At 65.3% G+C, this 23,394-nt stretch carries 28 protein-coding genes; 17 read left to right on the top strand and 11 right to left on the bottom strand.

What is annotated here, in order from left to right:
- The first annotated feature begins 125 nt into the window (after positions 1–125).
- From pyk to rplT, 4 genes are all read left to right on the top strand, one after another.
- Positions 126–1,574, top strand: coding sequence for a pyruvate kinase (gene pyk / locus EU800_RS17195; protein WP_129634261.1), 1,449 nt, complete (start codon positions 126–128; stop codon positions 1,572–1,574).
- A 29-nt stretch (positions 1,575–1,603) separates the two neighbouring features.
- On the top strand, positions 1,604–1,837 hold the full coding sequence (locus EU800_RS17190) for a hypothetical protein (protein ID WP_129634260.1): 234 nt from the start codon (positions 1,604–1,606) through the stop codon (positions 1,835–1,837).
- Between the two features lie 141 nt (positions 1,838–1,978).
- The gene (gene rpmI, locus EU800_RS17185) at positions 1,979–2,179 is read left to right on the top strand and encodes a 50S ribosomal protein L35 (protein WP_129634259.1); all 201 of its coding nucleotides are present in this window, start codon (positions 1,979–1,981) and stop codon (positions 2,177–2,179) included.
- Positions 2,180–2,192: 13 nt separating this feature from the next.
- Entirely contained in the window at positions 2,193–2,555 is a 363-nt protein-coding gene (rplT, locus tag EU800_RS17180; RefSeq protein ID WP_129634258.1) for a 50S ribosomal protein L20, read from the top strand.
- A 126-nt stretch (positions 2,556–2,681) separates the two neighbouring features.
- Here rplT and EU800_RS17175 read toward each other — a convergent pair whose 3' ends face one another.
- Positions 2,682–4,634, bottom strand: a complete 1,953-nt coding sequence (locus EU800_RS17175) for a hypothetical protein (RefSeq protein WP_129634257.1) — start codon at positions 4,632–4,634, stop codon at positions 2,682–2,684.
- A gap of 170 nt (positions 4,635–4,804) precedes the next feature.
- On the opposite strand from EU800_RS17175, the gene pheS reads away from it, so the two are divergent.
- From pheS to pheT, 3 genes are all read left to right on the top strand, one after another.
- Positions 4,805–5,875, top strand: coding sequence for a phenylalanine--tRNA ligase subunit alpha (gene pheS / locus EU800_RS17170; RefSeq protein ID WP_129634256.1), 1,071 nt, complete (start codon positions 4,805–4,807; stop codon positions 5,873–5,875).
- 55 nt (positions 5,876–5,930) lie between these two features.
- On the top strand, positions 5,931–6,344 hold the full coding sequence (locus tag EU800_RS17165; protein WP_242500614.1) for an ASCH domain-containing protein: 414 nt from the start codon (positions 5,931–5,933) through the stop codon (positions 6,342–6,344).
- Positions 6,345–6,422: 78 nt separating this feature from the next.
- Positions 6,423–8,831 (top strand): phenylalanine--tRNA ligase subunit beta, encoded by a 2,409-nt coding sequence (gene pheT, locus EU800_RS17160; RefSeq protein ID WP_129634254.1) that lies wholly within the window; start codon positions 6,423–6,425, stop codon positions 8,829–8,831.
- Here the strand turns inward: pheT and EU800_RS17155 are convergent.
- Positions 8,828–9,385 carry a hypothetical protein gene (locus EU800_RS17155; RefSeq protein ID WP_129634253.1) on the bottom strand — a complete coding sequence of 186 codons (558 nt, stop codon included), beginning with the start codon at positions 9,383–9,385 and terminating at the stop codon, positions 8,828–8,830. The two genes, pheT and EU800_RS17155, sit on opposite strands and share 4 nt — an antisense overlap.
- A gap of 247 nt (positions 9,386–9,632) precedes the next feature.
- On the opposite strand from EU800_RS17155, the gene EU800_RS17150 reads away from it, so the two are divergent.
- Positions 9,633–10,082 (top strand): YtoQ family protein, encoded by a 450-nt coding sequence (locus tag EU800_RS17150; RefSeq protein ID WP_129634252.1) that lies wholly within the window; start codon positions 9,633–9,635, stop codon positions 10,080–10,082.
- Positions 10,083–10,229: 147 nt separating this feature from the next.
- Positions 10,230–10,769 carry a hypothetical protein gene (locus EU800_RS17145; RefSeq protein WP_129634251.1) on the top strand — a complete coding sequence of 180 codons (540 nt, stop codon included), beginning with the start codon at positions 10,230–10,232 and terminating at the stop codon, positions 10,767–10,769.
- A 34-nt stretch (positions 10,770–10,803) separates the two neighbouring features.
- Here the strand turns inward: EU800_RS17145 and EU800_RS17140 are convergent, their stop codons facing one another.
- Complete coding sequence (locus EU800_RS17140; RefSeq protein WP_129634250.1) at positions 10,804–11,508, bottom strand: glutathione S-transferase family protein; 705 nt, start codon at positions 11,506–11,508, stop codon at positions 10,804–10,806.
- Positions 11,509–11,806: 298 nt separating this feature from the next.
- Complete coding sequence (gene rpsU, locus EU800_RS17135) at positions 11,807–12,013, bottom strand: 30S ribosomal protein S21 (RefSeq protein ID WP_005614280.1); 207 nt, start codon at positions 12,011–12,013, stop codon at positions 11,807–11,809.
- A 117-nt stretch (positions 12,014–12,130) separates the two neighbouring features.
- On the opposite strand from rpsU, the gene EU800_RS17130 reads away from it, so the two are divergent.
- The 3 genes from EU800_RS17130 (at position 12,131) to aqpZ (ending at position 14,732) form a co-directional block, all read left to right on the top strand.
- Positions 12,131–12,826, top strand: a complete 696-nt coding sequence (locus EU800_RS17130; protein ID WP_129634249.1) for a COQ9 family protein — start codon at positions 12,131–12,133, stop codon at positions 12,824–12,826.
- A 69-nt stretch (positions 12,827–12,895) separates the two neighbouring features.
- Positions 12,896–13,885 (top strand): NAD(P)H-quinone oxidoreductase, encoded by a 990-nt coding sequence (locus EU800_RS17125; protein ID WP_129634248.1) that lies wholly within the window; start codon positions 12,896–12,898, stop codon positions 13,883–13,885.
- Positions 13,886–14,006: 121 nt separating this feature from the next.
- Positions 14,007–14,732 carry an aquaporin Z gene (gene aqpZ, locus EU800_RS17120; RefSeq protein WP_129634247.1) on the top strand — a complete coding sequence of 242 codons (726 nt, stop codon included), beginning with the start codon at positions 14,007–14,009 and terminating at the stop codon, positions 14,730–14,732.
- A 33-nt stretch (positions 14,733–14,765) separates the two neighbouring features.
- Here aqpZ and EU800_RS17115 read toward each other — a convergent pair whose 3' ends face one another.
- The 3 genes from EU800_RS17115 to EU800_RS17105 form a co-directional block, all read right to left on the bottom strand.
- Positions 14,766–15,455, bottom strand: a complete 690-nt coding sequence (locus EU800_RS17115) for a YafY family protein (RefSeq protein WP_129634246.1) — start codon at positions 15,453–15,455, stop codon at positions 14,766–14,768.
- A 1-nt stretch (position 15,456) separates the two neighbouring features.
- Positions 15,457–15,843: a VOC family protein gene (locus EU800_RS17110; protein ID WP_165354711.1), complete on the bottom strand. Its 387-nt coding sequence runs from the start codon at positions 15,841–15,843 to the stop codon at positions 15,457–15,459.
- Between the two features lie 89 nt (positions 15,844–15,932).
- Positions 15,933–16,562, bottom strand: a complete 630-nt coding sequence (locus EU800_RS17105) for a ribonuclease T2 (protein WP_129634244.1) — start codon at positions 16,560–16,562, stop codon at positions 15,933–15,935.
- Between the two features lie 123 nt (positions 16,563–16,685).
- Here EU800_RS17105 and EU800_RS17100 point away from each other — a divergent pair, with 123 nt between their 5' ends.
- A complete protein-coding gene (locus EU800_RS17100) occupies positions 16,686–17,468 on the top strand; it encodes a DUF1013 domain-containing protein (protein ID WP_129634243.1) in 783 nt (260 codons plus the stop codon).
- A 124-nt stretch (positions 17,469–17,592) separates the two neighbouring features.
- A complete protein-coding gene (locus EU800_RS17095; RefSeq protein ID WP_129634242.1) occupies positions 17,593–19,077 on the top strand; it encodes a DUF6798 domain-containing protein in 1,485 nt (494 codons plus the stop codon).
- On the opposite strand, the gene recR is transcribed toward EU800_RS17095, so the two are convergent.
- The 3 genes from recR to EU800_RS17080 all read right to left on the bottom strand — a co-directional run bounded on the left by recR (position 19,074) and on the right by EU800_RS17080 (position 20,824).
- Positions 19,074–19,673, bottom strand: a complete 600-nt coding sequence (gene recR / locus EU800_RS17090) for a recombination mediator RecR (RefSeq protein WP_129634241.1) — start codon at positions 19,671–19,673, stop codon at positions 19,074–19,076. The genes EU800_RS17095 and recR overlap by 4 nt on opposite strands.
- Entirely contained in the window at positions 19,673–20,020 is a 348-nt protein-coding gene (locus EU800_RS17085) for a YbaB/EbfC family nucleoid-associated protein (protein ID WP_129634240.1), read from the bottom strand. Before EU800_RS17085 ends, recR begins: the two co-directional genes overlap by 1 nt.
- A 306-nt stretch (positions 20,021–20,326) precedes the next feature.
- On the bottom strand, positions 20,327–20,824 hold the full coding sequence (locus EU800_RS17080) for a fasciclin domain-containing protein (RefSeq protein WP_129634239.1): 498 nt from the start codon (positions 20,822–20,824) through the stop codon (positions 20,327–20,329).
- A 327-nt stretch (positions 20,825–21,151) separates the two neighbouring features.
- On the opposite strand from EU800_RS17080, the gene msrP reads away from it, so the two are divergent.
- From msrP to msrQ, 3 genes are read left to right on the top strand one after another with little or no spacing between them, the layout of a single operon-like run.
- The gene (gene msrP / locus EU800_RS17075) at positions 21,152–22,078 is read left to right on the top strand and encodes a protein-methionine-sulfoxide reductase catalytic subunit MsrP (protein WP_129634238.1); all 927 of its coding nucleotides are present in this window, start codon (positions 21,152–21,154) and stop codon (positions 22,076–22,078) included.
- Between the two features lie 3 nt (positions 22,079–22,081).
- On the top strand, positions 22,082–22,288 hold the full coding sequence (locus EU800_RS17070) for a GDCCVxC domain-containing (seleno)protein (RefSeq protein WP_129634237.1): 207 nt from the start codon (positions 22,082–22,084) through the stop codon (positions 22,286–22,288).
- The gene (gene msrQ, locus EU800_RS17065) at positions 22,288–22,896 is read left to right on the top strand and encodes a protein-methionine-sulfoxide reductase heme-binding subunit MsrQ (RefSeq protein WP_129634308.1); all 609 of its coding nucleotides are present in this window, start codon (positions 22,288–22,290) and stop codon (positions 22,894–22,896) included. The genes EU800_RS17070 and msrQ overlap by 1 nt, the downstream gene beginning before the upstream one ends.
- A gap of 288 nt (positions 22,897–23,184) precedes the next feature.
- On the opposite strand, the gene EU800_RS27265 is transcribed toward msrQ, so the two are convergent.
- On the bottom strand, positions 23,185–23,394 hold a 210-nt coding region (locus tag EU800_RS27265; RefSeq protein ID WP_207209931.1), incomplete at its 5' end, for a hypothetical protein.

Raw genomic sequence — 23,394 nt, 5'->3', positions numbered from 1 at the left:
GTGTATTGCGAAGGCGGGCGGAGCGCCAGAGTCCTGCGGGGTGGCATGTTGTGTATTTTGGCGCTAACACTCGCCTCGGGATACGCAGGCTCGGGACCCCTGCCGGAAGAATGGAAAGGTTGCCCATGCGACGGATGCGCAATGTGAAGATCGTGGCCACTCTTGGCCCGGCTTCTGACGACTACGACACGATCCGGAGGCTGTTCGAAACCGGCGTTGACGTCTTCCGGCTCAACATGAGCCATGGGTCGCACGAAGAAATCCGCGAACGTCACACAGTGATCCGTCAGATCGAGCAGGAGCTTGGCCGGCCGATCGCAATTCTCGCTGACCTTCAAGGGCCGAAGCTTCGCGTCGGCGTCTTCTCCGGCGACAGCGAGGAGTTGGTCGAGGGGGCGAAGTTCCGCATGGATCTCGACGAGGCAGAGGGCGACTCGAGCCGCGTGCGCCTTCCGCATCCGGAGATCTTCCAGGCTTTGCGCCCGGGCGCGACGCTGCTGGTCAATGACGGAAAAATCCGCCTGCGCGTCGACAAGTGCGGCGAGGATTTTGCCGATTGCACGGTGGTGACCGGCGGCACGATCTCCAACCGCAAGGGCGTGAACGTGCCCGACGTGGTGTTGCCCGTGGCGGCGCTGTCCCCCAAGGACATTGCCGATCTCGATTTCGTCTGTGAACTCGGAGTCGACTGGGTGGCGCTGTCCTTCGTGCAGCGCCCCGAAGACGTCCTGCACACCAAGGAACTTGTGAACGGCCGCGCGGCGGTGCTTTCCAAGATCGAGAAACCTTCGGCGGTCGAGTGCTACGAGGACATTCTCGAGGTCTCCGACGGCATCATGGTCGCCCGTGGCGACCTGGGTGTGGAACTCCCGGTCCAGGCGGTCCCGCCGATCCAGAAGCGGCTGATCCGGGCCGCGCGGGCCGCGGCCAAGCCGGTGATCGTCGCCACACAGATGCTCGAATCGATGATCGAGAGCCCGGTGCCGACCCGCGCCGAGGTCTCCGACGTCGCCAACGCGATCTACGAGGGCGCGGACGCGGTGATGCTCTCGGCCGAATCCGCCGCTGGCGAGTATCCGCTCGAGGCCGTGCGCACGATGAACGCGGTGGCGGTCGAGGTCGAGCAGGGTCAGATGTATCGCGACATCATCGAGGCGGCGCGCGTCGTCGACCGGACCTCGACGGCCGACAGCATCGTCGCGGCGGCCCGCGAGGTGGCCGAGAACACCGGCGTCAAGGCGATCTGTTGCTTCACCCATTCCGGCACCACTGCGCTCAAGACCGCGCGCGAGCGGCCGCGGGTACCGATTCTTGCGCTGACGCCCTTTACCAACACCGCGCGTCGGCTCTGCCTCTCCTGGGGCGTGAACTGCTTCATGACGAATGGTGACGTCAGCCGCTTCAAGATGGCGGTGGTCTCGGCCGCGCGCGCCGCCCGCGCCGGGCAGTTTGCAAATGCCGAGGACAATATCGTCGTCGTCGCCGGCGTTCCCTTCAACATTCCCGGCTCGACCAACATCCTCCGGGTCGCCCCCTGCGACGAAAGATTGATTTTCAACACGGATCCCGAATAATCGCATCTGACGCGATAAAGGGGACGAGCGTGGTAGTTGATCCGGACCTGATCTTTGTCATTGGTGCGGTTCTCGGGTTGCTGGCATTTCTGGTAGCCCTGAACGCCTACACGCATGGGCGTGGCCCCACCCTGCCGTTGCTGGTGTTGCTGGTTTCGGCGGGGATGATCGGCTACGCGGTGTCGCAGAAGCAGTCGGGGAGCTACTCCTTCGAAGCGATTCCGGGCGTTTTCATGAAAGTGCTGCGCGGCGGTCCGGGCTGACATTCGCCGATCCCAGACTGTCGGTTTTCTCTTGCACGCGAGAAAGACCGGGCCTATACGCCCGGCTTCAACCGCTGCGGTGGGCCGAAAGTGGCATGCCTGCCGGAGCGGAAAGACCAAATCCAACAAAGGAGCTGGCAAATGCCCAAGATGAAGACCAAGTCCGGGGCCAAGAAGCGGTTCAAAGTGACCGCGACCGGCAAGATCAAGACCGCCCAGGCCGGCAAACGTCACGGCATGATCAAGCGGACGAACAAGTTCATCCGCAACGCTCGCGGCACCACCACCCTCTCGGAGGCGGATGCCAAGATCGTCAAAAAATACATGCCCTACGCGCGCTGAGGAGATTTGAGAGATGTCCCGAGTCAAAGGCGGAACCGTCACCCACGCACGTCACAAGAAGGTCCTGAAGGCCGCGAAGGGCTATTACGGCTCGCGTTCGCGCAACTTCAAGACCGCCACCCAGGCCGTCGACAAGGCCAACCAGTATGCAACCCGCGACCGCAAGGCCCGCAAGCGCCAGTTCCGGGCACTTTGGATCCAGCGGATCAACGCTGCGGTGCGCGCGCATGACGAGGCGCTGACCTATTCGCGCTTCATCAACGGGCTGGCGAAGGCTGGCATCGAGGTGGACCGCAAGGTGCTGGCCGACCTCGCCGTGCACGAGCCCGATGCCTTCACCGCGATCGTCGACAAGGCGAAGGCTGCTCTGGCCTGATCCGTCGGACGGATCGAGATCGAAGACCCGCGGGGCCGCAGGGCCGCGCGGGTCTTTTCGTTTTGGTCAAGCGCCGTCGCTGTAGGTGAAAGTTCGGACCGTCGTTCCAACCAGCCGATTCCCGTCTCAGGGGCCGCCGACGGTCACCTCGATCATCCCCATCGCCGAACTTGTCGCGTTCGTGACCATGTAGGGAAGGCGGAGCTGCCCAGTGAACCCGGGATGGGGTTCCAGCACCCAGGCATTTCCCTCACGCGACAGCGAGGCGTTCGCCACTCCACGCACCGGGGCGGCGATCATCCCATCGCTGAGCGCGGTCAGAACCGGATGGGCGTCGCCGGGTGCGAGATCCAGACTGCGGTCCGGCGCCACCACCGGTGGCTCACCGGGCCGCGCCACTTGACCCCGCGACAGCGCATAGAAGGAGCCGGCCGCGACATCCTTGAGCCCAAAGGCGCGGACCATGTACCATGCCGCCTCGGGTGGCTCGGGATCGGTGAATCCGGTATCCGTAACCGGCGCATCCGGCGTCAGCGGGAGGAAGGGCCCACTCTGTGCCTCCGCACGGTAGACCCGGTAGCCGAGAACGTCCGGATCCGGTGAAGCCTGCCAGGAAAGTTCGACCGCGGTTCCGCTCCGCCGTGCCGTCACGGGCCCCGGTGCAGCCAGCGGGAAAGGGTGCAGCGTCGGATCGCCCAGCAGGTTCACCCAGACCGGGTTGCGCCAGACGTACTGGCCGGTCGGCAGGTATTCCATCGTGTCGGGGTAAGGCTCCTCGGGCACGCCGTTGTTGACGGTGCGCATGTGGCTCTCGCCCATCGACCGGCCGAGCGCCATCGGGTTCAGCCACCAGGCAGGCCGGCTGCCCCACCCCACCGCGAGCGGGTAGAAGGGCTGGGCAAGCAGCATCGCCATCGCGTTTTCGCCGTTCTGGATCTTCTGCTTGTGGCTGCCGAAATTGATCGCAAAGACGGCCTTGTTTGAAAAGCGTTGCGCATAGAGCCGGCCTGCGTAATAGCCGAAGTCCACCCCGATCAACCAGGGATGCGCCTGGCCGGCATCGTGATGGCCGCCCGTCTCCATCGCCTCAGGGCCGACGATGTTCTGAACTCCGTTGATCTCGACCTGCAAGTACCCAGTCTTGCCATAGCCCTGCCGGATGTCACCGATATAGCCCATGCGCCAGGCATGGTTCTTGTCGAAATAGTTTCGCAGCAGCTTGATCTCGTTTTCGCCGCGCCGGATCCGCGAGAAGTCGATGCGCCCCACCTGCATGTCGATTTTTCCACCGAGCACGTAGTTCGGCCGCAGCAGGCCGTTGCCATCGTCTGGCCATTCGCCGTCGAGATCGGCGTAGAAGAGGTCGCTGGCATGGGGAACCGCGTCGTGGCCGTCCGGCGCGGCCCGTCCGCTGAGCACCATCGGCACGCTGCCGACGAGGATCAGGGCGTGGTCGACGAAGGGATCGTCCCAGAAGCGCTTTCGCACCTCGTCCTTTAGAGTGCGGGCCATGGCGAGCGTGGCCACGGCGTCCTGCGTGTCGCCGCGCGGGCTGGCAATCCTGGAGACCTGCCAGCCGTCGCCGACGAGATCCATCTCGAACCGCTCCAGCCAGGCGGCGAGCGGTTCCGCTACGGTCTCGTCGACGACAAGGAACACCCGGCCGCGACTATCCTGCGCCGGCACCTCGACGCCGGTCGCCCAGATCCCGGCGTCAATGATATGTCCGTCGCGGATGTCCTCGCGCTGGACGCGGTACTCATAGGCGATGCCGGGCCGGGTCGTCGCGTCGCGATAGCCGAAGGCGGCGCCGACACGCGGCGCAATGGTCTTCCAGCTTGCCATCCCGGTCTCGCCAAGTTCGCGCCGCATGACCACGACATTGCCGGCACGGGGCGGATTTGCGTCCGGCCAGCGCAGCTCCACTGAGCTGCCATCGGGTGCGATCTGGCCCTGGAGCGGCAGGAACCCCACCGCGTTGGACTGCGCCAAGGCGGCGCCCGGCAGGGCGATACCGACGGCCAGGAGCCCGGCGGCAAGCCACGACAGGCAGGCGCGGGACAGGCGGGGAGGGCGCATGGGCAGGCTCCGGGTCTGGTTGCGCGCTCAGCATATCGACCCTGTGCGCCATTGCCAGCCCGCAGCCCCTGTGCCCTGCGGTCTTGCCTTCGCAGGCCCATGTGATAGGCCCGGCCGGGAATTCCGCCGCGCGTTCGGCCGCGGCGTGCCGGGACGAAATGGAGCCAGCCATGGAAGAGCTGAGGCAGAAATACATCGCCGCCATTGCGGCCGCCGCCGACGAGGGCGCGCTCGAGTCGCTCCGGGTGCAGGCTGTGGGCAAGAAAGGCGAAGTGAGCCTGAAAATGCGCGAGTTGGGCAAGATGAGCCCGGAGGAGCGGCAGGTCGCGGGCCCGGCGCTCAACGCGCTCAAGGAAGAGATCAATTCGGCTCTGGCTGCCAAGAAGGCGGCACTTGCGGATGTGGCGCTGGAGGAACGGCTCAGGGCCGAGTGGCTCGACGTGACGCTGCCCGCGCGCACCCGGCGCGTCGGTTCGATCCACCCGGTCAGCCAGGTGACCGAGGAAGTCACCGCGATCTTCGCCGACATGGGCTTCGGCGTTGCGGAGGGCCCGCAGGTCGAGGACGACTGGCACAATTTCGACGCGCTCAACATTCCGGGCCATCACCCCGCGCGGGCCGAGATGGATACTTTCTACATGGCGCGCGCCGAGGGCGACAATCGTCCGCCGCATGTGCTGCGCACGCACACCTCGCCGGTGCAGATCCGGTCGATGATGAAGCATGGCGCGCCACTCAGGATCATCTGCCCCGGCCGTGTCTATCGATGCGATTACGACCAGACCCATACGCCGATGTTCCACCAGGTCGAGGGCCTCGCCATCGGCCGGGACATCTCGATGGCCAACCTGAAATGGGTGCTGGAGGAATTCTTCTCCGCCTTCTTCGGAACGCATGTCGAAACCCGTTTCCGCGCCTCGCACTTCCCCTTCACCGAGCCGTCGGCGGAGGTCGATATCCGCTGCTCCTGGGAGGGCGGCACCGTGAAGGTCGGCGAGGGCGACGACTGGCTGGAAGTGCTCGGATCGGGGATGGTTCACCCGAAGGTGTTGACCGCGGGCAATATCGACCCGCTGGCCTGGCAGGGCTTTGCCTTCGGCATCGGAATCGACCGGCTTGCGATGCTGAAATACGGCATCCCGGATCTCCGCGCCTTCTTCGACAGCGACCTGCGCTGGCTGCGCCATTACGGCTTCGCGTCGCTCGATGTGCCGTCGATCCATGCCGGGATCAGCGCCTGATCCGCAGCGCCTGGCTCGAGCCATGGGGACCGCTGCACTCTTTGGGGACAAGGAGGTGACCGTGTCGACCGATCTTGAGCGCCGCTACCCCGGCGCGGAGACCTTCACCTTCGGCGATTCACGCGCACTCTGCGACGAGCTGCTGGCGCTGGTGCGCTCGGGGGTGAAGACCGCTACCTGTGGCGCCCTGCGCGATTTCGAGGCAGGCGGCGAGGCGATGCCGGAGCCCGGCCGGCGTGACATTGCGCTCGACTGGGACGGCCGGCCGGCGCTGGTGATCGAAACCCTCTCGGTCGAGATCCTGCGCTGGTGCGACGTGCCGGAGGATTTCGCCCTCGCAGAAGGCGAGGACGACAGCCTCGACGGCTGGCGTTATGGTCACGAGAGGTATTTCCGGCGCAACGGTGGCTTCGACCCTGAGATGATGCTGGTCTGCGAGCGCTTTCGGCTGATCGAGGATCTGGCCTGAGCCGCCCGCCGCCCCTTCACCCCCGCCCGCGATTGGGCTAAGCACACGCGACTTCAGACGATCCATGGGACGCTCCCGATGAAATTCACTCTCTCCTGGCTCAAGCAGCACCTCGACACCGAGGCCACGCTGGACGAGATCCTCTACGCGCTGACCGATCTCGGGCTCGAGGTCGAGGGCGTCGAGAACCCGGTGGAGCGGCTCGAGGCCTTTACAATCGGCAAGGTGCTGCATGCCGAGAAGCATCCGGACGCCGACAAGCTCCGGGTCTGCAAGGTGCTGACCGACGAGGGCGAGCTTCAGATCATCTGCGGCGCGCCCAATGCGCGGGACGGGATCACCGTGGTGGTGGCCAAGCCCGGCACCTACGTGCCCGGCATCGACACCACTATCGGCGTCGGCAAGATCCGCGGCATCGAGAGCCATGGCATGATGTGCTCGGAGCGCGAGATGGAGCTGTCGGACGAGCATACGGGGATCATTGAGTTGCCCTCCGGCGAGGTCGGCGAGCGGTTCACCGACTGGCTGGCGAAGAACCAGCCCGAGCGGGTCGATCCGGTGATCGAGATCGCGATCACCCCGAACCGGCCCGACGCGCTCGGCGTGGCGGGCGTCGCACGGGACCTTGCCGCGCGCGGCCTCGGGACGCTTATCGCGCGTGAGGTCGACCCGGTGCCGGGAAGCTTCCCCTGTCCGATCTCGGTCAGCATCGACGAGGACACGCGGGACGCCTGCCCGGTCTTCTATGGCCGCGTCATTCGCGGGGTGAAGAACGGACCCTCGCCGAAATGGCTCCAGGACTACCTGCGCGCCATCGGCCTCCGGCCGATCTCGACCCTCGTCGATATCACCAATTTCTTCACCTATGACCGAAACCGGCCGTTGCACGTCTTCGACGCCGACAAGGTCGAGGGGAACCTTCGGATTCACCGCGCGAAGGGCGGCGAGACGCTGCTCGCGCTCGACGACAAGGAATACACCTTCGAGCCGGGCATGACGCTCATTTCCGACGACACGGGCGTCGAGAGCATCGGCGGCGTCATGGGCGGGCTGCCGACGGGCTGCACCGCGGAGACCGTCAACGTCTTCCTCGAGGCGGCCTTTTTCGACCCGATCCGCACCGCCTATACCGGCCGTGCGCTGAAGATCAATTCTGACGCGCGGTATCGTTTCGAGCGCGGCATCGACCCTTGCTGGACGCCAATGGGTATCGAGCACGCGACGCGGATGATCCTCGATATCTGCGGCGGCGAGGCGTCCGAGGTGGTGGTTGCCGGCGAGATCCCGGATGTGTCGCGCGCCTACCGGCTTGATGCGAAGCGGGTCGAGAGCCTCGTCGGCATGGAAATCCCCGAGGCGGAGCAGCGTGCAACGCTTCAGGCGCTCGGCTTCCGGCTCGAGGGCGACATGGCGCATGTGCCCTCCTGGCGGCCGGATGTTCTGGGAGAGGCCGATCTCGTGGAGGAGATCGCCCGCGTCGCCTCGCTCACGAAACTCGAAGGCAAGCCGATGCCGCGCGCCGCTGCAGGCGTGCCGGAGGCGGTGCTGACCCCGATGCAGCGCCGCGAGGCGGCTGCCCGCCGCACTATCGTCACGCTCGGCTACAACGAATGCGTGACCTATTCCTTCGTTGATCGGGAGGCCGCAGCGCTCTTCGGCGGCGGCACGGACGCCACCGCGCTCGAGAACCCGATCTCTTCCGACATGAGCCACATGCGGCCGACACCGCTGCCGGGCCTTCTGCAGGCTGCCGCACGCAACCAGGCGCGCGGCTTCGCGGACCTGGCGCTCTTTGAGGTTGGCCCGGGCTTCCACGGCGGCGAACCCGAAGAGCAGCAGCAGCTTGCCTGCGGCCTCCTGGTGGGGAATACCGGACCGAAGGACGTGCATGGCGCCCGCCGCCCGGTCGATCTCTTCGACGCCAAGGCCGATATCGAGGCGGTGCTCGCCGCCATCGGCGCACCGGCAAAGGTGCAGGTCCTGCGCACCCTGCCGGACTGGCTGCACCCGGGCCGCGCCGGAGCGATCTGCCTCGGACCGCAGAAGGTGCTCGGCGTCTTCGGAGAGCTGCACCCGCGGGTGCTGGAGGCGCTCGACGTCAAGGGCCCGGCCGTTGCCTTTTCCGTCGATCTCGCCGCCGTCCCGTTCCCGCGGTCGAAAGGAACGAGCCGTGGCGCGCTGGAGCTGGCAGACCTTCAGGCGGTCGAACGCGACTTCGCCTTCGTCCTCGATGCCGGGGTCGAAGCGCTGACGGTGGTCAACGCGGCGGCCGGCGCGGACAAGGCGCTGATCGAGGAGGTGCGCGTCTTCGACGAATTCCACGGACCGAAGGCCGAGGCGCAGATGGGCGCGGGCAAGAAATCGCTCGCCATCACCGTGCGGCTGCAGCCGACAGAACGGACGCTGAAGGAGGCCGATATCGAGGCCGTGAGCCGGAAGGTGATCGAAAAGGTGACCAAGGCCACGGGCGGCGTGCTGCGGAGCTAGGCCAGGTAGCGCACGCCTGCGGCGAAGAGCCTGCGCAGCGAGCGGCCGAGGCCGAATCCCGGTGCCGTGCCGAGCGTGAAGAACGCGTCGACCTCGTCCCGTTTCAGCCGGTACTCCCAGTTGAGCGAGCAAACGCCGTCATTGCCCACCGCAGTGGTGCTCTCGTAAGTAGCGCCGTTGATCACCATCCAGACATGCCCCGCTCGGGACCGCACGCGCCGGCCCTCGTGGTCGCGCCGGTGTTCGGCGGCGCGGAAGCCGGCGCGGACGACATCGTCGTTCCGGGGCGCGTATGTGGCGTAGTCGACCTCGGTATAGCCATTGTCCCGCAGCCATGACCACTGCCGTCGGCTGCCGGCAGGAATGTCATGCCGCCCGATCGTGGTGTGATAGATGATGTATTCGAAGAAGCCGGAGCAATCGAGCTGCCGGATGTCCTCCGGTCTCGTGCTGATCGGCCGGACCTTGCCGACCATCCCGCGCATCTCGTATCGAATCGGCGCTGCGAGCAACCGCTCCAGGCGATCAATCAGTTCACTGGTGTTGAAGTCCATCGAATGTTCCTCATGAAAAGGGCCTGCGGACGTCGCCCCCGGCCTCGCGAACGGAATCCAGGCGTTCGTCAAGCCCGTGGCCGATCCGTCATTGTAGCATGAAGCGGCGCCAATCCGGATCGGCGCGGAGAGGTTCCATTCCCCGGCTCCACTTGCGATCCGCATGTCCGGACGTATCTGATGGACCGAGAGAAGGTCGCATAGGTGCCGGCTCGCGCCGGACGCCGTCGCGCCGGAAGGAGGGACAATGACCATTAGGGTATATCTGTCGGGTGAGATTCACACCGACTGGCGGGATCAGATCGTGGCAGGGGCGGAGGGGTTGGATGTCATCTTTGACAGTCCCGTCACCGACCACGCCGCGAGCGACGATTGCGGCGCGGTGATCATGGGAGAGGAGCCGTCGAAGTTCTGGCACGACCACAAGGGTGCGAAGCTCAATGCGATCCGGACGCGGCGTGGCATCGGGCTGGCGGATGTGGTGGTGGTCCGCTTCGGCGAGAAATACAGGCAGTGGAATGCAGCCTTCGATGCCGGCTATGCCGCCGCGCTCGGCAAATCGCTGGTGGTGATGCACGGGGCGGAGCACCAGCACGCGCTCAAGGAGGTCGACGCCGCGGCGCTTGCCGTGGTCGAGACGCCGGAACAGGTCGTCGGGATCCTGCGCTACGTTCTGACCGGGGCGCTGCCGGGCTGACGCAGGTACGGGTTTGGGATGCGTCGTGCTGCGGGATCGAACGGAGCGGGCCGGGCAATCGGTCTCGGCGCCTCGCGGAGCTTCAGCTCTTCTTCAGGCTTTCTCCCTAGGACGGTGCCGGACAGAATCGGAAGGGAGTTGTCCGGCATGACCGCCACCGCATCCGTCGCTTCAGCCGTCGCTCAAGCCGTTGGCCGGTCCGGCGCGGCGGAGCCCCAGAAACCCGCCGCATCGTTCTCGCCAAACGATCGGTCGTCCGACGGATCGTACCGGGTGCGGGAGATCATGGCGGATTATGATCTCGATGCCATCTCGCCCCGCGAGGTGGACGAGCTGGCAGATCGGTTGCATGCCTCCGGCGCGTGCGACTTCAAGGACCTCATGAAGCTCTGGACGATGGGCGAACGGTTTCATTCCTATCTCCAGGACGCCATGTCGGAGCATCCCGGAGCCGACATCGCGTTTGACGGGACCCGAAAGTGCAACCTGCGCGCAATCGCCGACGCACAGCTCAACTTCGCCCGGCGTTCAGGAGATCCCACTGAAGCCTGGGAGGAGTTCATTTCGTTCATTGATGAACTTCAGGATGCCGGGCGAGCGGCCCCGGACGGAACGCTGGGAGCGTCATCTGCGCAGCGGGGCCGCCTTGTCGAGGCCGCCATCCAGAACAGCGCCGGCACAGCCTGAGCGCCGGCCGCCCTGCCGGAGTGCTGGGATCCAATCAGTCCCGCGGCGGCACCAGTAGCCCGCGCTGCACCGCCGGGCGGGCGAGGAACCTCTCGCGGAAGGCGAAGACGCTGGGATAATCCTCACACCGGATATCGCCACAGGCATGGTAACCGACCTCCAGGGTCCGCAGCCAGGGAGCCATCGCGATGTCGGCGATGGAGAACGTGTCGGCGATCCATTCACGACCTGAGAGCCGGGTCTCGAGCACCTGCAGAAGCCGCAATGTCTCGGCGCGATAGCGCTCGAGCGGCAAGGGATCCGTGACGTCCCGCCCGCCGAACGCAAAGAAGAAGCCGAACTGCCCGAACATCGGTCCGATCCCGCTCATCTGGAACATCAGCCATTGGGTGATGATGTGCCGGTCCCGCGGCGTGTCGCCGAGGAGCTTGCCGGTTTTTTCGGCGAGGTAGAGCAGAATCGCCCCGCTCTCGAAGAGCCCGATCGGCGCACCGTCCGGGCCGTTTGGGTCGATGATCGCGGGGATCTTGCCATTCGGATTGAGCGACACGAATTCCGGGCTCTTCACGTCCTCAGGCTTCAACGTGACGCGGTGCGCCTCATAGGGCAGGCCGAGTTCCTCGAGGGCGATGGAGATCTTCAGGCCGTTCGGCGTGGGGAAGGAATAGAGCTGGATGCGGTCGGGGTGCTCGGCCGGCCAGCGCGCGGTGATCGGGAACGCGGACAGGTCGCGGGTCATGGGGCTATGCTCATTCATGGCGCATCCTTTCGTTTGGCCCAGAGGTAGGCATTCGCTGCGCTTGAGGGAAGGCCCGAGTGCCGTGTGGCGGGAGGAAAGCGGTTCTGCGAAAGGCGTCCGGCGCGACCGCGTCCCAGGTGCATGTGCAAAAAAAATTTGCGGGCAGCCGGGACCGGTCAGCATTGCTCCCGCAAAAAAAGAAAACCCCCGGAGTGTACGCCGGGGGCCTCGTGACTGGCGTCCGCCAAGTCGATCTTTGATGCGCCTCAAGACGGCGCCGTGGGTCTCGCTTCCGATCTCAGAGGAGCCCTTCGCGCTGCGCTTTCTTGCGCGCCAGCTTGCGTGCACGGCGAATCGCCTCGGCTTTCTCGCGCGCCTTCTTCTCGGAAGGCTTCTCGAAGTGCTGCTTGAGCTTCATCTCACGGAAAACGCCTTCCCGTTGCAGCTTCTTCTTCAGAGCGCGGAGCGCCTGATCGACGTTGTTGTCGCGAACACTGACCTGCATGTGGTTGTCACCACCTTTCCTGTTAGAGTTGCATTGGCTGCAGGAGCGGCCCCTATAGCAAAGCATAGCTGCCCTGTCTACCGTGCCCGTAACGAATCCCCACTGCGAGAGGCTTTCATGACCGAAAAAGACACGCGGGCCGCACGGATGTCGACGCTGCTGGACGCCGCGCTCGTCCACGTCTCCTTCGACGGCTGGAGCGACGGGACCTTCGCCGCCGCCTGCCGGGATGCCGGGATTGATCCTGCGGAGGCGCGCATCCTCTTTCCGCGCGGCGCGTTGGACCTCGCGCTGGCCTATCACGCGCGCGGCGATGCCGAGATGCTGCGGCGTCTCGAGCGGGAAGACCTGCCCACCCTGCGCCTGCGCGACCGGATCGCCATGGCCATCCGTTTCCGCATCGAGGCGATCGAGGATCGCGAGGCAGCGCGCCGGGCCACGACGTTCTTCGCGCTGCCCGGAAACGCCCTCGACGGCGCCCGTGCCATCTGGGACACGGCCGACCGGATCTGGACCGCGCTCGGCGACGAGGCCGACGACATCAACTGGTACACCAAGCGCGCCTCGCTCGCGGGGGTCTATTCGGCGACACTGCTCTATTGGCTCGGCGACGAGAGCGAGGGACATGCGCGCAGCTGGGAGTTCCTCGACTCCCGCGTCGACGACGTGATGAACCTGGAGCGCGTCCGCGCCAGGATTACCGGCAATCCGGTCATGAAGCTGATCTTTGCCGGCCCGAACTGGCTTGCAGGTCAGGTTCGCGCGCCGAAGCGCGGCGAGGAGGCCTTCCCCGGCCGCTGGCCGGGCGCGTAGCTACCGCCCGCGCGATTGCACCCGCCGCGTGGAGAGGGCAAAGATCGGGCCAACCGAAAGGAGCCCGACATGTCCCTTCCCGAAACCATGCGCGTCATCGAGATCACCGAACCCGGCGGGCCGGAGGTTCTGAAGCCTGCGGAACGTCCGCTGCCACGACCCGGCCATGGCGAAATCCTGATCCGCAACGCCTGGGTCGGGGTCAACCGGCCGGATGCGTTGCAGCGTGCAGGGCTCTACAAGGCGCCGCCGCAGGCCAGCGACCTGCCGGGGCTGGAATCCGCGGGCGAGGTCGTGGCGGTGGGGCCAGGTGTCGCCCGGTGGAAACCCGGCGACCTTGTCTGTGCGCTGCTGCCGGGCGGTGGCTATGCAGGCTATGTCACCACGCCCGCCGCCCATGCGCTGCCGGTGCCCGCCGGCATGGACCTGCGCATGGCGGCCTGCCTGCCGGAAACTTTCTTCACCACCTGGTCCAATGTCTTTGAGCGCGGCGGGCTCCGCGCGGGCGAGATCTTCCTTGTGCATGGCGGATCGTCCGGCATCGGCACTACCGCGATCCAGCTGGCAAATGCCTTCGGCGCGCGCGTTTTTGCCACCGCCGGCTCGCCGGAGAAATGCGCTGCGTGCGCGCGGCTCGGTGCGGAGCGGGCGATTAATTACCGCGAGGAGGATTTTGTCGAGATCCTGCAGGCCGAAGGTGGCGCGGACCTGATCCTCGACATGGTTGGCGGCGACTACCTTCCGCGCAATGTGAAGGCGCTGGCCGACGAGGGACGGCTGGTGCAGATCGCCTTTCTCAAGGGATCGAAGGTCGAGCTGAATTTCGCGCAGGTCATGATGCGCCGGCTCACCATCACCGGCTCGACGCTGCGTCCGCAATCGGACCTTGCCAAGGCGCGGATCGCCGAGGCGCTCGGATCGCAGGTCTGGCCCCTGCTTGACGCTGGCCGGATCGCGCCGGTCATCGATTCCGAGTTTCCGCTGGAAGAGGCCGCCGCCGCCCATGCGCACATGGAAAGCTCGGGCCATATCGGCAAGATCGTCCTGAAAGTTTCATAGACGGAAACAAAAAACGTCTTCGCCGAGGATCGTCGGGGATCCATAAGATCTCCACGGGCGCCGTTCACGGATACTTCGGCGGCGGCTCCGGATTCTTTCGTCTTGCTCATGGAAAATCGACATGTCCAAGAAACTTATCGCGGAATTCCTCGGCACCTTCTGGCTGGTTCTCGGTGGTTGTGGCAGCGCGGTTCTCGCTGCCGGGGTCCCGGATGTGGGGATCGGCTATCTCGGCGTTTCCCTCGCCTTCGGCCTGACCGTGCTGACCGGCGCCTATGCGCTCGGTAACATCTCCGGCGGCCACTTCAATCCCGCCGTGTCGCTCGGCCTGATGATGGCCGGCCGGTTCGACAGCAAGGAATTGCTGCCCTACTGGGCGGCTCAGGTTGTCGGCGCGGTGGTGGCGGGCTTTGTCCTGTGGATCATCGCCAGCGGCCAGGCCGGTTTCTCGCCCATCGGGAATTTCGCGCTCAACGGCTACGGATCGGCCTCGCCGCAGGGCTATGGGCTTTTCGCCGGGCTGGTGACGGAGATCGTGATGACGGCGATCTTCCTTGTGGTGATCCTCGGGGCTACCTCGCCTATGGCGCCGGCAGGTTTCGGAGGGCTGGCGATCGGCCTCTGCCTGACCCTCATTCACCTGATCTCGATCCCGGTGACGAACACCTCGGTGAACCCGGCGCGCTCGACCGGCGTCGCGCTTTTCGGCGGCGGCACCGCGATCGCGCAGCTCTGGCTCTTCTGGATTGCACCGCTCATCGGCGCAGCGCTCGGAGCGTTTCTCTGGAAACTGACCGCGCCTGAAACCGTCGCGGACGTCCTTGAGACGGAGCCGGAAGGATACTGACAGAACTGTCGCCCGCCACTTCGGCGGGCGACTTCAACCGCGGCGCTGCGCCTCCATCCGGCGATAGAACTCGCTCAGGCTCTTCTCCCGTTCGGCCCGGAAACGAGCGCCGGTCTCGGCGAGCGTCGTGATCCGGTCGAGCCGGAACATGCGGAAATCCTCGCGCAGCTCGCACCAGGCGACGAGCGTCCATACCTTGCCCCAGAACCATAGGCCGAGCGGCCGTAGCTGCCGCTCGGTTTCCGCTCCCTCGGCGTCGACATAGCTGACGGCAAGGACGGCACGGCGTTCCACCGCCGCCTCGATGGCGTCGATCCGCGCGCGCAGTTCGTCGGTCAGCCCCGGCGCAAAGGAATGCACCTGAACGGCTGCCGCCCGCGCCCGTTCTGCCTCCGGCAGCACCGCCGATATCTTGACCAGTGCTTCTTCGGCGCCTCGCGCCATCGCCACGCCGCCCCAGGCGCGCACGAGCCGTGCCCCGGCCACCAGCGCCACGATCTCGTCACGAGTGAACATGAGCGGCGGCAGGTCGAAACCAGAAAGGAGAACGTAGCCGACGCCAGCTTCGCCCTCCACCGGCACGCCGGAGGCCTGAAGGTCGGCAATGTCGCGATAAATCGTCCGCTCCGAGACCTCCAGGCGCTCGGCAAGTTGCCGGGCCGTGACGAGCCGACCGCCGCGCAGATACTGCACGATCTGGAACAGGCGGTCGGCCCGTCGCATGTCAGGCGGCCTTCGCGGCTTCGAAAAGCCCGATGCGGTTGCCGTCCGGGTCGGCGGCGTAGACGAAGCGCCCCGGCGGGATGGTCACGACCTCGGAGAGCAAGCGGCCGCCGGCCGCGGTGCAGCGCGCCGCCGCCTCTTCGACGCTCCCGTCGACGATGAGAAAGACCACCGGCCCGCGGTCGGACGGTCCGGGTTCACCGACGAAGAGGTTGGCCGACACGCCCGTCCCGCGGTTTTCGGTTTGAAGAAAGGCGACGGTGTCGCCGCCCATCTCGACTTCGAAAAGATTGCCACCGGTGGTCTTGGCGTAGAAATCCATGCCGGCGGAGAGGTTGCTGACCGGGATTTCTGCCCAGACGTTGAAATTGGCAGGGGTGAAGCTCATGGCATTTCCTTTCTCGAGCTCTGTTGCCCCATCCTTCTCGCACAGCCCTCCTGACAGCATCCTGTCAGGAGCTTTCGCCGTTCGCGCGGTTATCGCAACGGGGCGAGCAGCGCGTCGTTGAGCGTGCAATCTTTCACGACGTCGGGACCGCAGGCGCGTGGCTCCAGCGCTTTCGTGAGACATATCCGCGCCTCCGCGATCCGACCCGCCTTGCAGGTCACCGTCACCATGTCAGGCACGAGCGAAGGATTGGCCTCGAGCCATGCTTCTTCCACGACCGAAGCCGGCAGCGCGACCGTTTCGTCAAGCTTGCGGAAAACCTCGGGCCGGACAACGCTTTCATAGGCGTCCCGGGAGGCCGTAAAATAGGCCTCCGAGGACAGTCCGGAACAGCGCCCGTGCTTCTTCCATTCATACCACGCAAGGCCCGCCGACCCCATGATATCGGCCATCCCGGCCGTTTGGCCGCGGGACGGGTCACGTTTCGATGTTCGGCAATAGCTCGGCCACCCGGTTTCGTATTGTGGCCAGAGACCATGCAGAAGCCAGCCATGCCCCTGTCCCGGAGCGCATTGGTCCCGGCCCTTGGCGTCGCCCTCCAGATCGCAGAAATTCGGCGTCCAGGTCAGCGCCATGACGTAGTAATCGAAATCACCCGCCCTCTCGCCCTCCGCCAACGCCGCTCCCGCCAGCGCGACCCAAACAACCATCCAGCGCATTTGGACTTCCCTTTCCCGACTGCCGGGCTTATATCCGGCCCAATCCCCGAAATCGAGGAATAGCGGCTCAAAGGAGCCGCGGCCCAATCCAGGCCACGGGAGAATTTTGCTGAGGAGGCAGACATGAACAAGCCGATCATGGCAAAGGCGACCGCCGTCTGGTTGGTCGACAACACGACGATCAGCTTCAAGCAGATCGCTGAATTCTGCGGCCTGCACGAGCTCGAAGTGCAGGGCATCGCCGATGGCGACGTGGCTGCCGGCGTCAAGGGATTCGATCCGATCGCCAACAACCAGCTCACGCAGGAAGAGATCGACGCGGCCGAGAAAGACCCTCTGCACAAGCTGAAGCTGAAGTTCAATGCCGCCGCCGTCGGCGAGGAGAAGCGCCGCGGACCGCGCTACACGCCGTTGTCCAAGCGGCAGGACCGGCCGAACTCGATCCTCTGGCTCGTAAAGTTCCATCCCGAGCTGACCGACGGGCAGATCTCGAAACTCGTCGGCACAACGAAGCCGACGATCCAGTCGATCCGCGAGCGCACCCACTGGAACATCTCCAACATGCAGCCGATCGACCCCGTGGCGCTCGGCCTGTGCAAGCAGTCCGAACTCGACGCCGCCGTGCAGAAGGCAGCTGCGAAGCGGGCCGCCGAGGGCGAGGTGATGAGCGACGACGAGCGGCGCAAGCTGGTCTCGACCGAACAGTCACTGGCCGCCGATCCAGAACCTAGGATCCCCACGGCAATCTCGGGGCTCGAGACCTTCACGTTGGGCGGCGATCCGCGCGGTGACGATGAGGATCGCGACCAGGATCCGATCGTCGATGCCGACAGCTTCTTCAACCTGCCCGACCGGGACGAGGACGAAGACGAGGACGAGGACGAGGACGACGAGGCCACGCGCTGATCGACCGGACCGGGTCCCGACCTAACGCCTCAAGCGCGGCATCCCCGGCCTTGCGTCGCCGGGGATGCATCGCTTTACCTTTGGAAGCGGCCGGACATTGGCTGCGCCCTGAGGAGCCGTGTCGATGAAAGCCGCCGCACCGGTGCCGCTTGTCGCCATCCGACTCGGCCTCGTGGTCATGTTCATCGCCGCCACCGTGACAGCGCCGCTCTATTTCCAGAACCAGAACACGAAATTCCTGCACGGGCTCGCGACGGCCTTTCCCGAGCGGCTCGGCGCCGACTGGACCGCAGCGACGCGCGACGGTCTGCCGGTCTTCAGTGCGCTGGTCCATGCCGTTGCCTCCGCCTCGAGCCCGCTGGTTTTCTACCTGATCGAGGCGGCTCTTCTTGCGATCATGTGCCTCTCGCTGCTCGAGATTGCCCGCCTGAGTGCTCCGAGGCACCGAGACTCCCCTGTCTTCCTGCTGATCGCGGCTTCGGTCCTCGTCGCGTTGGTCCACCCGCCTCAGGAAACCAGCCTGCGCGGCGTTGCCCAGCAATACATGATGCACGGGTACCTCCAGCCATCGGAATTCGGCATTCTGTATCTGCCCGCCCTGCTGTTGGCCGTCGCGCGCCGGCCTGTTGCGCTCGTCGTGATGGCCGTTCCGGCGGCGATCCACCCGGCCTATATCCTGATCTCGGCCATCGGCATCGCAGCCATCCTGTGGGATCGCCGACGGGCCGGCGCGCAACTTCCGCTGTTGTTCCTCGCACTAGCCCTTGCGCTGCTCGTTCTGCCTCCGGTCGATCTCGCGCTTCGCTTCGCGCCGACAGATCCGGAAAGCTTCGCCCGGGCCAATGACATTCTGGCCTTCGAGCGCATCCCGCATCACTCCGATCCGCGGCTATGGGCCGACTTCGACGCGCTGCGCAAGCTTGGGATCGCGCTGGCCGCGCTGGCCGTTGCGCCGAACCGGCTGACGCGGGTGTTGCTCTTCGCGCTGCTCGCTGTCGCCCTGGGCGGGGCGGGCTATGTCGCGCTGACCGGCAATGCCGAGATCGCCCTCATGGCCCCGTGGCGTGCCTCGATCGTCATTGTGCCGGTTGCGGACGCGATCCTGCTCGGCTGGGTCCTGGAGCGGATCCTTGACCGGGTCCGCGACCGCAGGCTGGTCGCGGGCCTCGCGGCGCTGGCCTTTGGCTGGGCCGGTTTGGCTGCGGCCGGAGGAATGGCGATCAAGTGGCGCGACTTCGCCGGGGCACAATTCCCCGATCACATTCGGTTCGCGCACGAAAATTATTCGCCGGGGGACATCTACCTGACTTCGCCGGACATGGCCGATTTCCGCCTCGATGCGATGGTCGCGCAATTCGTGACCCGCAAGACCCATCCCTATCTCGATACCGAGGTGATCGAATGGGACCACCGGCTGCGCCTCGCAGAACGGGTATTCCCGTCCGATGGGCCGCTCCAATGTGGCGCACTTGACGAGGTACTGGCGCTCTACGAGATCAGCCATGTGCTTGTGGCGAAGGATAAGCTGCCGCAACCGCCCTGCGCGCGGCTTGCGCCGCTCTTCGAGGGCGAGAGCCATTCGGTGCTGGCGATCCGCCCGCCCGGCTAGAGCGCCTTGCGTGCCTTGAGCGCGGCCGTGATCGTGCCGTCGTCGAGATAGTCGAGTTCACCGCCGACCGGTACGCCCTGTGCCAACGAAGTGACGGTGACGCCGAGAGGCTCAAGCGCCTCGGCGATGTAATGCGCCGTGGTCAGGCCATCGACCGTGGCATTGAGCGCCAGGATCACCTCGCGGATGCCTTCGTCACCCACGCGCGCCACGAGCCGGGGGATGCCGAGTTCCTCCGGTCCGATGGAATCGAGCGCCGAGAGCGTGCCGCCGAGTACATGGTAGCGGCCGCCGAAGACTGCGGCGCGTTCCATCGCCCAGAGATCGGCGACATCCTCGACGACGCAGATCTCGCCCGTCGAGCGTTTGGGCGAAGCGCAGATCGCGCAGGTCTCGCCCGTTCCGATATTGCCGCAGACGACGCATTCGCGCGCCGAGACGGCGACCCGCTGCATCGCCTCGCCGAGCGGCAGGAGCAGCTGGCCGCGCTTCTTGATCAGTTGTAAAACCGCGCGACGCGCCGACCGCGGCCCGAGGCCGGGCAGGCGGGCCATCAGGTCGATCAGGTCCTCGATGTCGCGCGGCGGCTCCGCCATCAGAGGCCGGGGATGTCCATGCCGGCCGGCAGGCCCAGCTCGGAGGTGAGCTTCTCCATCTCTTCCTTGGATTTCGCCGACGCCTTGCCCTGGGCATCCTTGATCGCGGCGAGGATCAGGTCTTCGACGACCTCCTTCTCGTCCGGATTGAAGATCGACGGGTCGATCTCGAGCCCGGTCAGCTCTCCCTTTGCCGTGGCCCGCGCGCGCACCAAACCTGCGCCGCTCTCGCCGATGACCACGGTATTCTCAAGCTCGCTCTGGAGCGCGGCCATCTTGCCCTGCATCTCCTGCGCCTTCTTCATCATCTTGGCCATGTCGCCGAGATTGCCGAGCCCTTTCAGCATTGGTGTTCCCCTCTGGTGCTGTCTCGTTTGGCTCCTGAATGCCCGGATGCGCCGCCGGAGGCAAGCGCGTCAACGATTCGGAGAGGATCGCTCCGTCTGTCGCTGCTACCGCGTGGGGCCGAGGGCTTCCGAGGATTTGGTGCGGATGCTCAGGGGCTCTTGCATCGCCCGGCAGGACTTCTTTGGCGACTCATGCAAAGGCCCGTCCGCGCGTGAGTTGATGCGCGGACGGGCCGGACCGTGTTCGGCTGATGTGCCAGTCTAGCGGAAGGCGCGACATTGGCCGCGCCCTCCCGGCGTCAGGGATCAGCTTTCGGGCAGGATCACCTTGTCGACGACATGGATGACGCCGTTGGAAGCCACGATGTCGGCCTGGGTCACTTCGGCATCGTTAACCATCACGCCCTTGCGGCCATCGACCATGAGTTCACCGCCATTGACGGTCTTGGCGGAAACGGTCTGACCGGCCAGCTCGCCCGACATCACCTTGGCGGGGACGACATGATACGTAAGAATCGAGACCAGTTGGTCCTTGTTCTCCGGCATCAGCAGCGATTCGACCGTGCCGTCCGGCAGGTCGGCAAAGGCAGCGTCAGTGGGCGCGAAGACGGTGAAGGGTCCATCACCCTTCAGAGTGTCGACGAGGCCGGCGGCAGTGACGGCGGCGACGAGGGTCTGGAAGCTGCCGGCGTCGACGGCCGTGTCGACGATGTCCTTCTTCATGCCGTGGTTGTCGGCGAATGCGGCGGAGCCGGCGGCCAGGGTGGCGGCGGCAGCGAGGGCAACGAAAGTTCTGCGGATCATAGCTGTGTCTCCTTGTGTCTCGATGTTCACGCCCCTCTCGGACGTTGGAGGATTTACGTCACGGGGCTCGACGTGGATGTGGCGGATTTTTCGAAGAATGATCTGGACGCGGGCGGTGCGCGCGCTAAGCCGCAGGCGTTGAGGATTTCAATTCACCATTTGTTGAGAGCCGGTGACCTTCCGCGCCCCGACTTGCGCTATCCTGGCGCCCGGACCGCGACCCGTCCGGTGCGCTGACGTCTTTCAACGATTGCGTGAAAATTGATGTCAGGTTGCACGCCCGCGCATGATTTGCGCTATCTAGGTTGGAGAATTTGGAGGGAACGCATGGCTGGACGCTGGAAGAACGATCTCAACTGGTCCGACGTGACACCGAAAGCCGCCTGGCAAACCCGGCGGCAGATCATGTCCGCCGCGGGTGCGCTCATGGCCGGCGGCCTTGCAGGGCCGGCGCTGGCCGGCCTTGGGGCGGTCGCCTCGGACTATTCGACGGATGCCGAACCGAACCCGCTGGAGCATATCACCAGCTACAATAACTACTACGAGTTCGGTACGGGCAAGGATGACCCGGCGCGCAACGCGCACACTCTGACGACCGAAGGATGGCAGGTCGAGATCGACGGGCTTGTCGAGAAGCCGGGCACCTGGACGATGGACGAGATCCTGAAGAACGCGACGCTGGAGGAGCGGATCTATCGGCTTCGTTGCGTCGAGGGTTGGTCGATGGTGATCCCCTGGGCGGGCTTCGAACTGGCCGACCTTCTGGAGCGCGTCGGCGTGCAGCCCTCGGCAAAATACGTGGCCTTTGAGACCGCGCTTCGCCCTGACGAGATGCCGGGAGTGCGCTCACCGGTGCTCGACTGGCCCTATGTCGAGGGGCTGCGGCTCGACGAGGCGATGCATCCGCTGACCATCCTCGCCACCGGGGTGTACGACGAGCCGCTGCCGAAGCAGAACGGTGCGCCCATCCGCCTCGTGGTGCCGTGGAAATACGGCTTCAAGTCGATCAAGTCGATCGTGCGGATCACGCTCACTGCGGAGGAGCCGCCGACAAGCTGGAACAAGGCAAATGCGCGAGAATACGGTTTCTACTCGAACGTCAACCCGGAGGTGGACCACCCGCGCTGGAGCCAGGCGACCGAACGGGTGATCGGCTCGGGATTCCTTGCCAAACGGGTGCCGACAAAGATGTTCAACGGATATGACGAGGTGGCCGGGCTCTATTCCGGCATGGATCTCAAGAAATACTACTGATCCATGGTTGAACGGAACGCCACGATCACCTGCCCGGAATGCGGCGCCACCGCCGTCGAGCAGATGCCGACGGATGCCTGCCAGTGGTTCTACGAGTGCCGGAGCTGCCACGCATTGCTCAGGCCCAGGCCGGGCGATTGCTGCGTCTTCTGTTCCTACGCAGACATTCCCTGCCCGCCGGTTCAGGCGGGCGAGGGGTGTTGCGCATGATGGACCGTATCAACGGCATGCTTCGGAATGTGCCCACGTGGCCGCTCTACCCGCTCGGCGCGCTGCCGGTGGTCTGGCTCTTCTGGTCGGGGCTCACGGGCGGGCTCGGCGTCGACCCGGTCAAGTCGATCGAACACCAGCTCGGCCTCTGGGGGCTCTGGTGGCTCATCGCCGCGCTCGCGGTGACGCCGCTGATGCGCTACGCGGGCCTTCGACTGGTGAAGTTCCGACGCGCCATCGGGCTCATGGGCTTCTACTACATATCCGTGCACCTGCTAGTCTGGCTGTTCCTCGACGTGCAGATCCTCGCGCTGATGTGGGCCGACATCCTCAAGCGACCCTACATCACAATCGGCATGGCCGCGTTCCTGCTCATGGTGCCGTTGGCGGTGACCTCCAACAACTGGGCGCTGCGCCGACTCGGCCCGGTCCGCTGGCGCCGCCTCCATCGACTGACCTATCTGGTGGTGCCACTCGGAGCAGTGCATTTCGTGATGCTGGTGAAGGGCTGGCAGATCGAGCCGCTTGTCTACCTGGCAGGCGTCCTAGCCTTGCTGGCGCTGCGGCTGCGGCGCCCGAGGCAGCGGCAGCGCGCGCCCGCGACCTGAGAGCCCAAGTGCTGCCAAATGTCTGTTCGGTGCGGATGCGTCACCGCTCCCTGCATTCCTCAACTTTCTCGCATGAGTCGAACTTTGACCGCTGCCTTCGGCTTCGTACCGGTTCAATCGAGTAGCGCCCGGGCCGCGATTCCGGGCCGAGCGACAGGATTCTGTGGACGACTCGGTGGAGAACTCCGGATTCCTATGTCTCTACTCTTCGAAACACAGCAGTGACCCTTGGGAAGCCCCCTGTCTGTGCGTCCCCCAAAGCGCTCCTGCCGAAAGTAAATATATATTTCAATCGGTTGTGCTGAATGTCGAAAAAAGTTCATGTTTCATGCTCGAAAGGGGTTGCGGCCCCCGGTCCGCAAACGTAAATACCCCTTCACCGGCGCTGCTGAGGCGGTTGTTGGTGACGGACTGGTGGTTCGCGAGGGTGATCGGTTCGGGATAAATCTGAGGACATGGGCAGGCTGTTGCGCTTAGGGAATTAGGCGCATCGGTTGG

The organism is Tropicimonas sp. IMCC6043 (genome assembly GCF_004146235.1).
In the GTDB taxonomy this organism is placed as follows: domain Bacteria; phylum Pseudomonadota; class Alphaproteobacteria; order Rhodobacterales; family Rhodobacteraceae; genus Tropicimonas.
The sequence above is the reverse complement of the archived record's forward strand: the minus strand, read 5'-3'. Positions and strand labels throughout refer to the sequence as shown.

Excerpts from the sequence above, each read along its gene's own strand:
- EU800_RS17100 (WP_129634243.1), top strand. The coding sequence starts at position 16,686 with ATGAACAAGCCGATCATGGCAAAGGCGACCGCCGTCTGGTTGGTCGAC.
- pheS (WP_129634256.1), top strand. The coding sequence starts at position 4,805 with ATGGAAGAGCTGAGGCAGAAATACATCGCCGCCATTGCGGCCGCCGCC.
- EU800_RS17085 (WP_129634240.1), bottom strand. The coding sequence starts at position 20,020 with ATGCTGAAAGGGCTCGGCAATCTCGGCGACATGGCCAAGATGATGAAG.
- EU800_RS17105 (WP_129634244.1), bottom strand. The coding sequence starts at position 16,562 with ATGCGCTGGATGGTTGTTTGGGTCGCGCTGGCGGGAGCGGCGTTGGCG.
- recR (WP_129634241.1), bottom strand. The coding sequence starts at position 19,673 with ATGGCGGAGCCGCCGCGCGACATCGAGGACCTGATCGACCTGATGGCC.
- EU800_RS17145 (WP_129634251.1), top strand. The coding sequence starts at position 10,230 with ATGACCGCCACCGCATCCGTCGCTTCAGCCGTCGCTCAAGCCGTTGGC.
- rpmI (WP_129634259.1), top strand. The coding sequence starts at position 1,979 with ATGCCCAAGATGAAGACCAAGTCCGGGGCCAAGAAGCGGTTCAAAGTG.
- msrQ (WP_129634308.1), top strand. The coding sequence starts at position 22,288 with ATGGACCGTATCAACGGCATGCTTCGGAATGTGCCCACGTGGCCGCTC.
- EU800_RS17125 (WP_129634248.1), top strand. The coding sequence starts at position 12,896 with ATGTCCCTTCCCGAAACCATGCGCGTCATCGAGATCACCGAACCCGGC.
- pheT (WP_129634254.1), top strand. The coding sequence starts at position 6,423 with ATGAAATTCACTCTCTCCTGGCTCAAGCAGCACCTCGACACCGAGGCC.
- EU800_RS17175 (WP_129634257.1), bottom strand. The coding sequence starts at position 4,634 with ATGCGCCCTCCCCGCCTGTCCCGCGCCTGCCTGTCGTGGCTTGCCGCC.
- rplT (WP_129634258.1), top strand. The coding sequence starts at position 2,193 with ATGTCCCGAGTCAAAGGCGGAACCGTCACCCACGCACGTCACAAGAAG.
- aqpZ (WP_129634247.1), top strand. The coding sequence starts at position 14,007 with ATGTCCAAGAAACTTATCGCGGAATTCCTCGGCACCTTCTGGCTGGTT.
- rpsU (WP_005614280.1), bottom strand. The coding sequence starts at position 12,013 with ATGCAGGTCAGTGTTCGCGACAACAACGTCGATCAGGCGCTCCGCGCT.
- EU800_RS17155 (WP_129634253.1), bottom strand. The coding sequence starts at position 9,385 with ATGGACTTCAACACCAGTGAACTGATTGATCGCCTGGAGCGGTTGCTC.
- msrP (WP_129634238.1), top strand. The coding sequence starts at position 21,152 with ATGGCTGGACGCTGGAAGAACGATCTCAACTGGTCCGACGTGACACCG.
- EU800_RS17095 (WP_129634242.1), top strand. The coding sequence starts at position 17,593 with ATGAAAGCCGCCGCACCGGTGCCGCTTGTCGCCATCCGACTCGGCCTC.
- EU800_RS17140 (WP_129634250.1), bottom strand. The coding sequence starts at position 11,508 with ATGACCCGCGACCTGTCCGCGTTCCCGATCACCGCGCGCTGGCCGGCC.
- EU800_RS17115 (WP_129634246.1), bottom strand. The coding sequence starts at position 15,455 with ATGCGACGGGCCGACCGCCTGTTCCAGATCGTGCAGTATCTGCGCGGC.
- pyk (WP_129634261.1), top strand. The coding sequence starts at position 126 with ATGCGACGGATGCGCAATGTGAAGATCGTGGCCACTCTTGGCCCGGCT.
- EU800_RS17110 (WP_165354711.1), bottom strand. The coding sequence starts at position 15,843 with ATGAGCTTCACCCCTGCCAATTTCAACGTCTGGGCAGAAATCCCGGTC.
- EU800_RS17130 (WP_129634249.1), top strand. The coding sequence starts at position 12,131 with ATGACCGAAAAAGACACGCGGGCCGCACGGATGTCGACGCTGCTGGAC.
- EU800_RS17150 (WP_129634252.1), top strand. The coding sequence starts at position 9,633 with ATGACCATTAGGGTATATCTGTCGGGTGAGATTCACACCGACTGGCGG.
- EU800_RS17080 (WP_129634239.1), bottom strand. The coding sequence starts at position 20,824 with ATGATCCGCAGAACTTTCGTTGCCCTCGCTGCCGCCGCCACCCTGGCC.
- EU800_RS17070 (WP_129634237.1), top strand. The coding sequence starts at position 22,082 with ATGGTTGAACGGAACGCCACGATCACCTGCCCGGAATGCGGCGCCACC.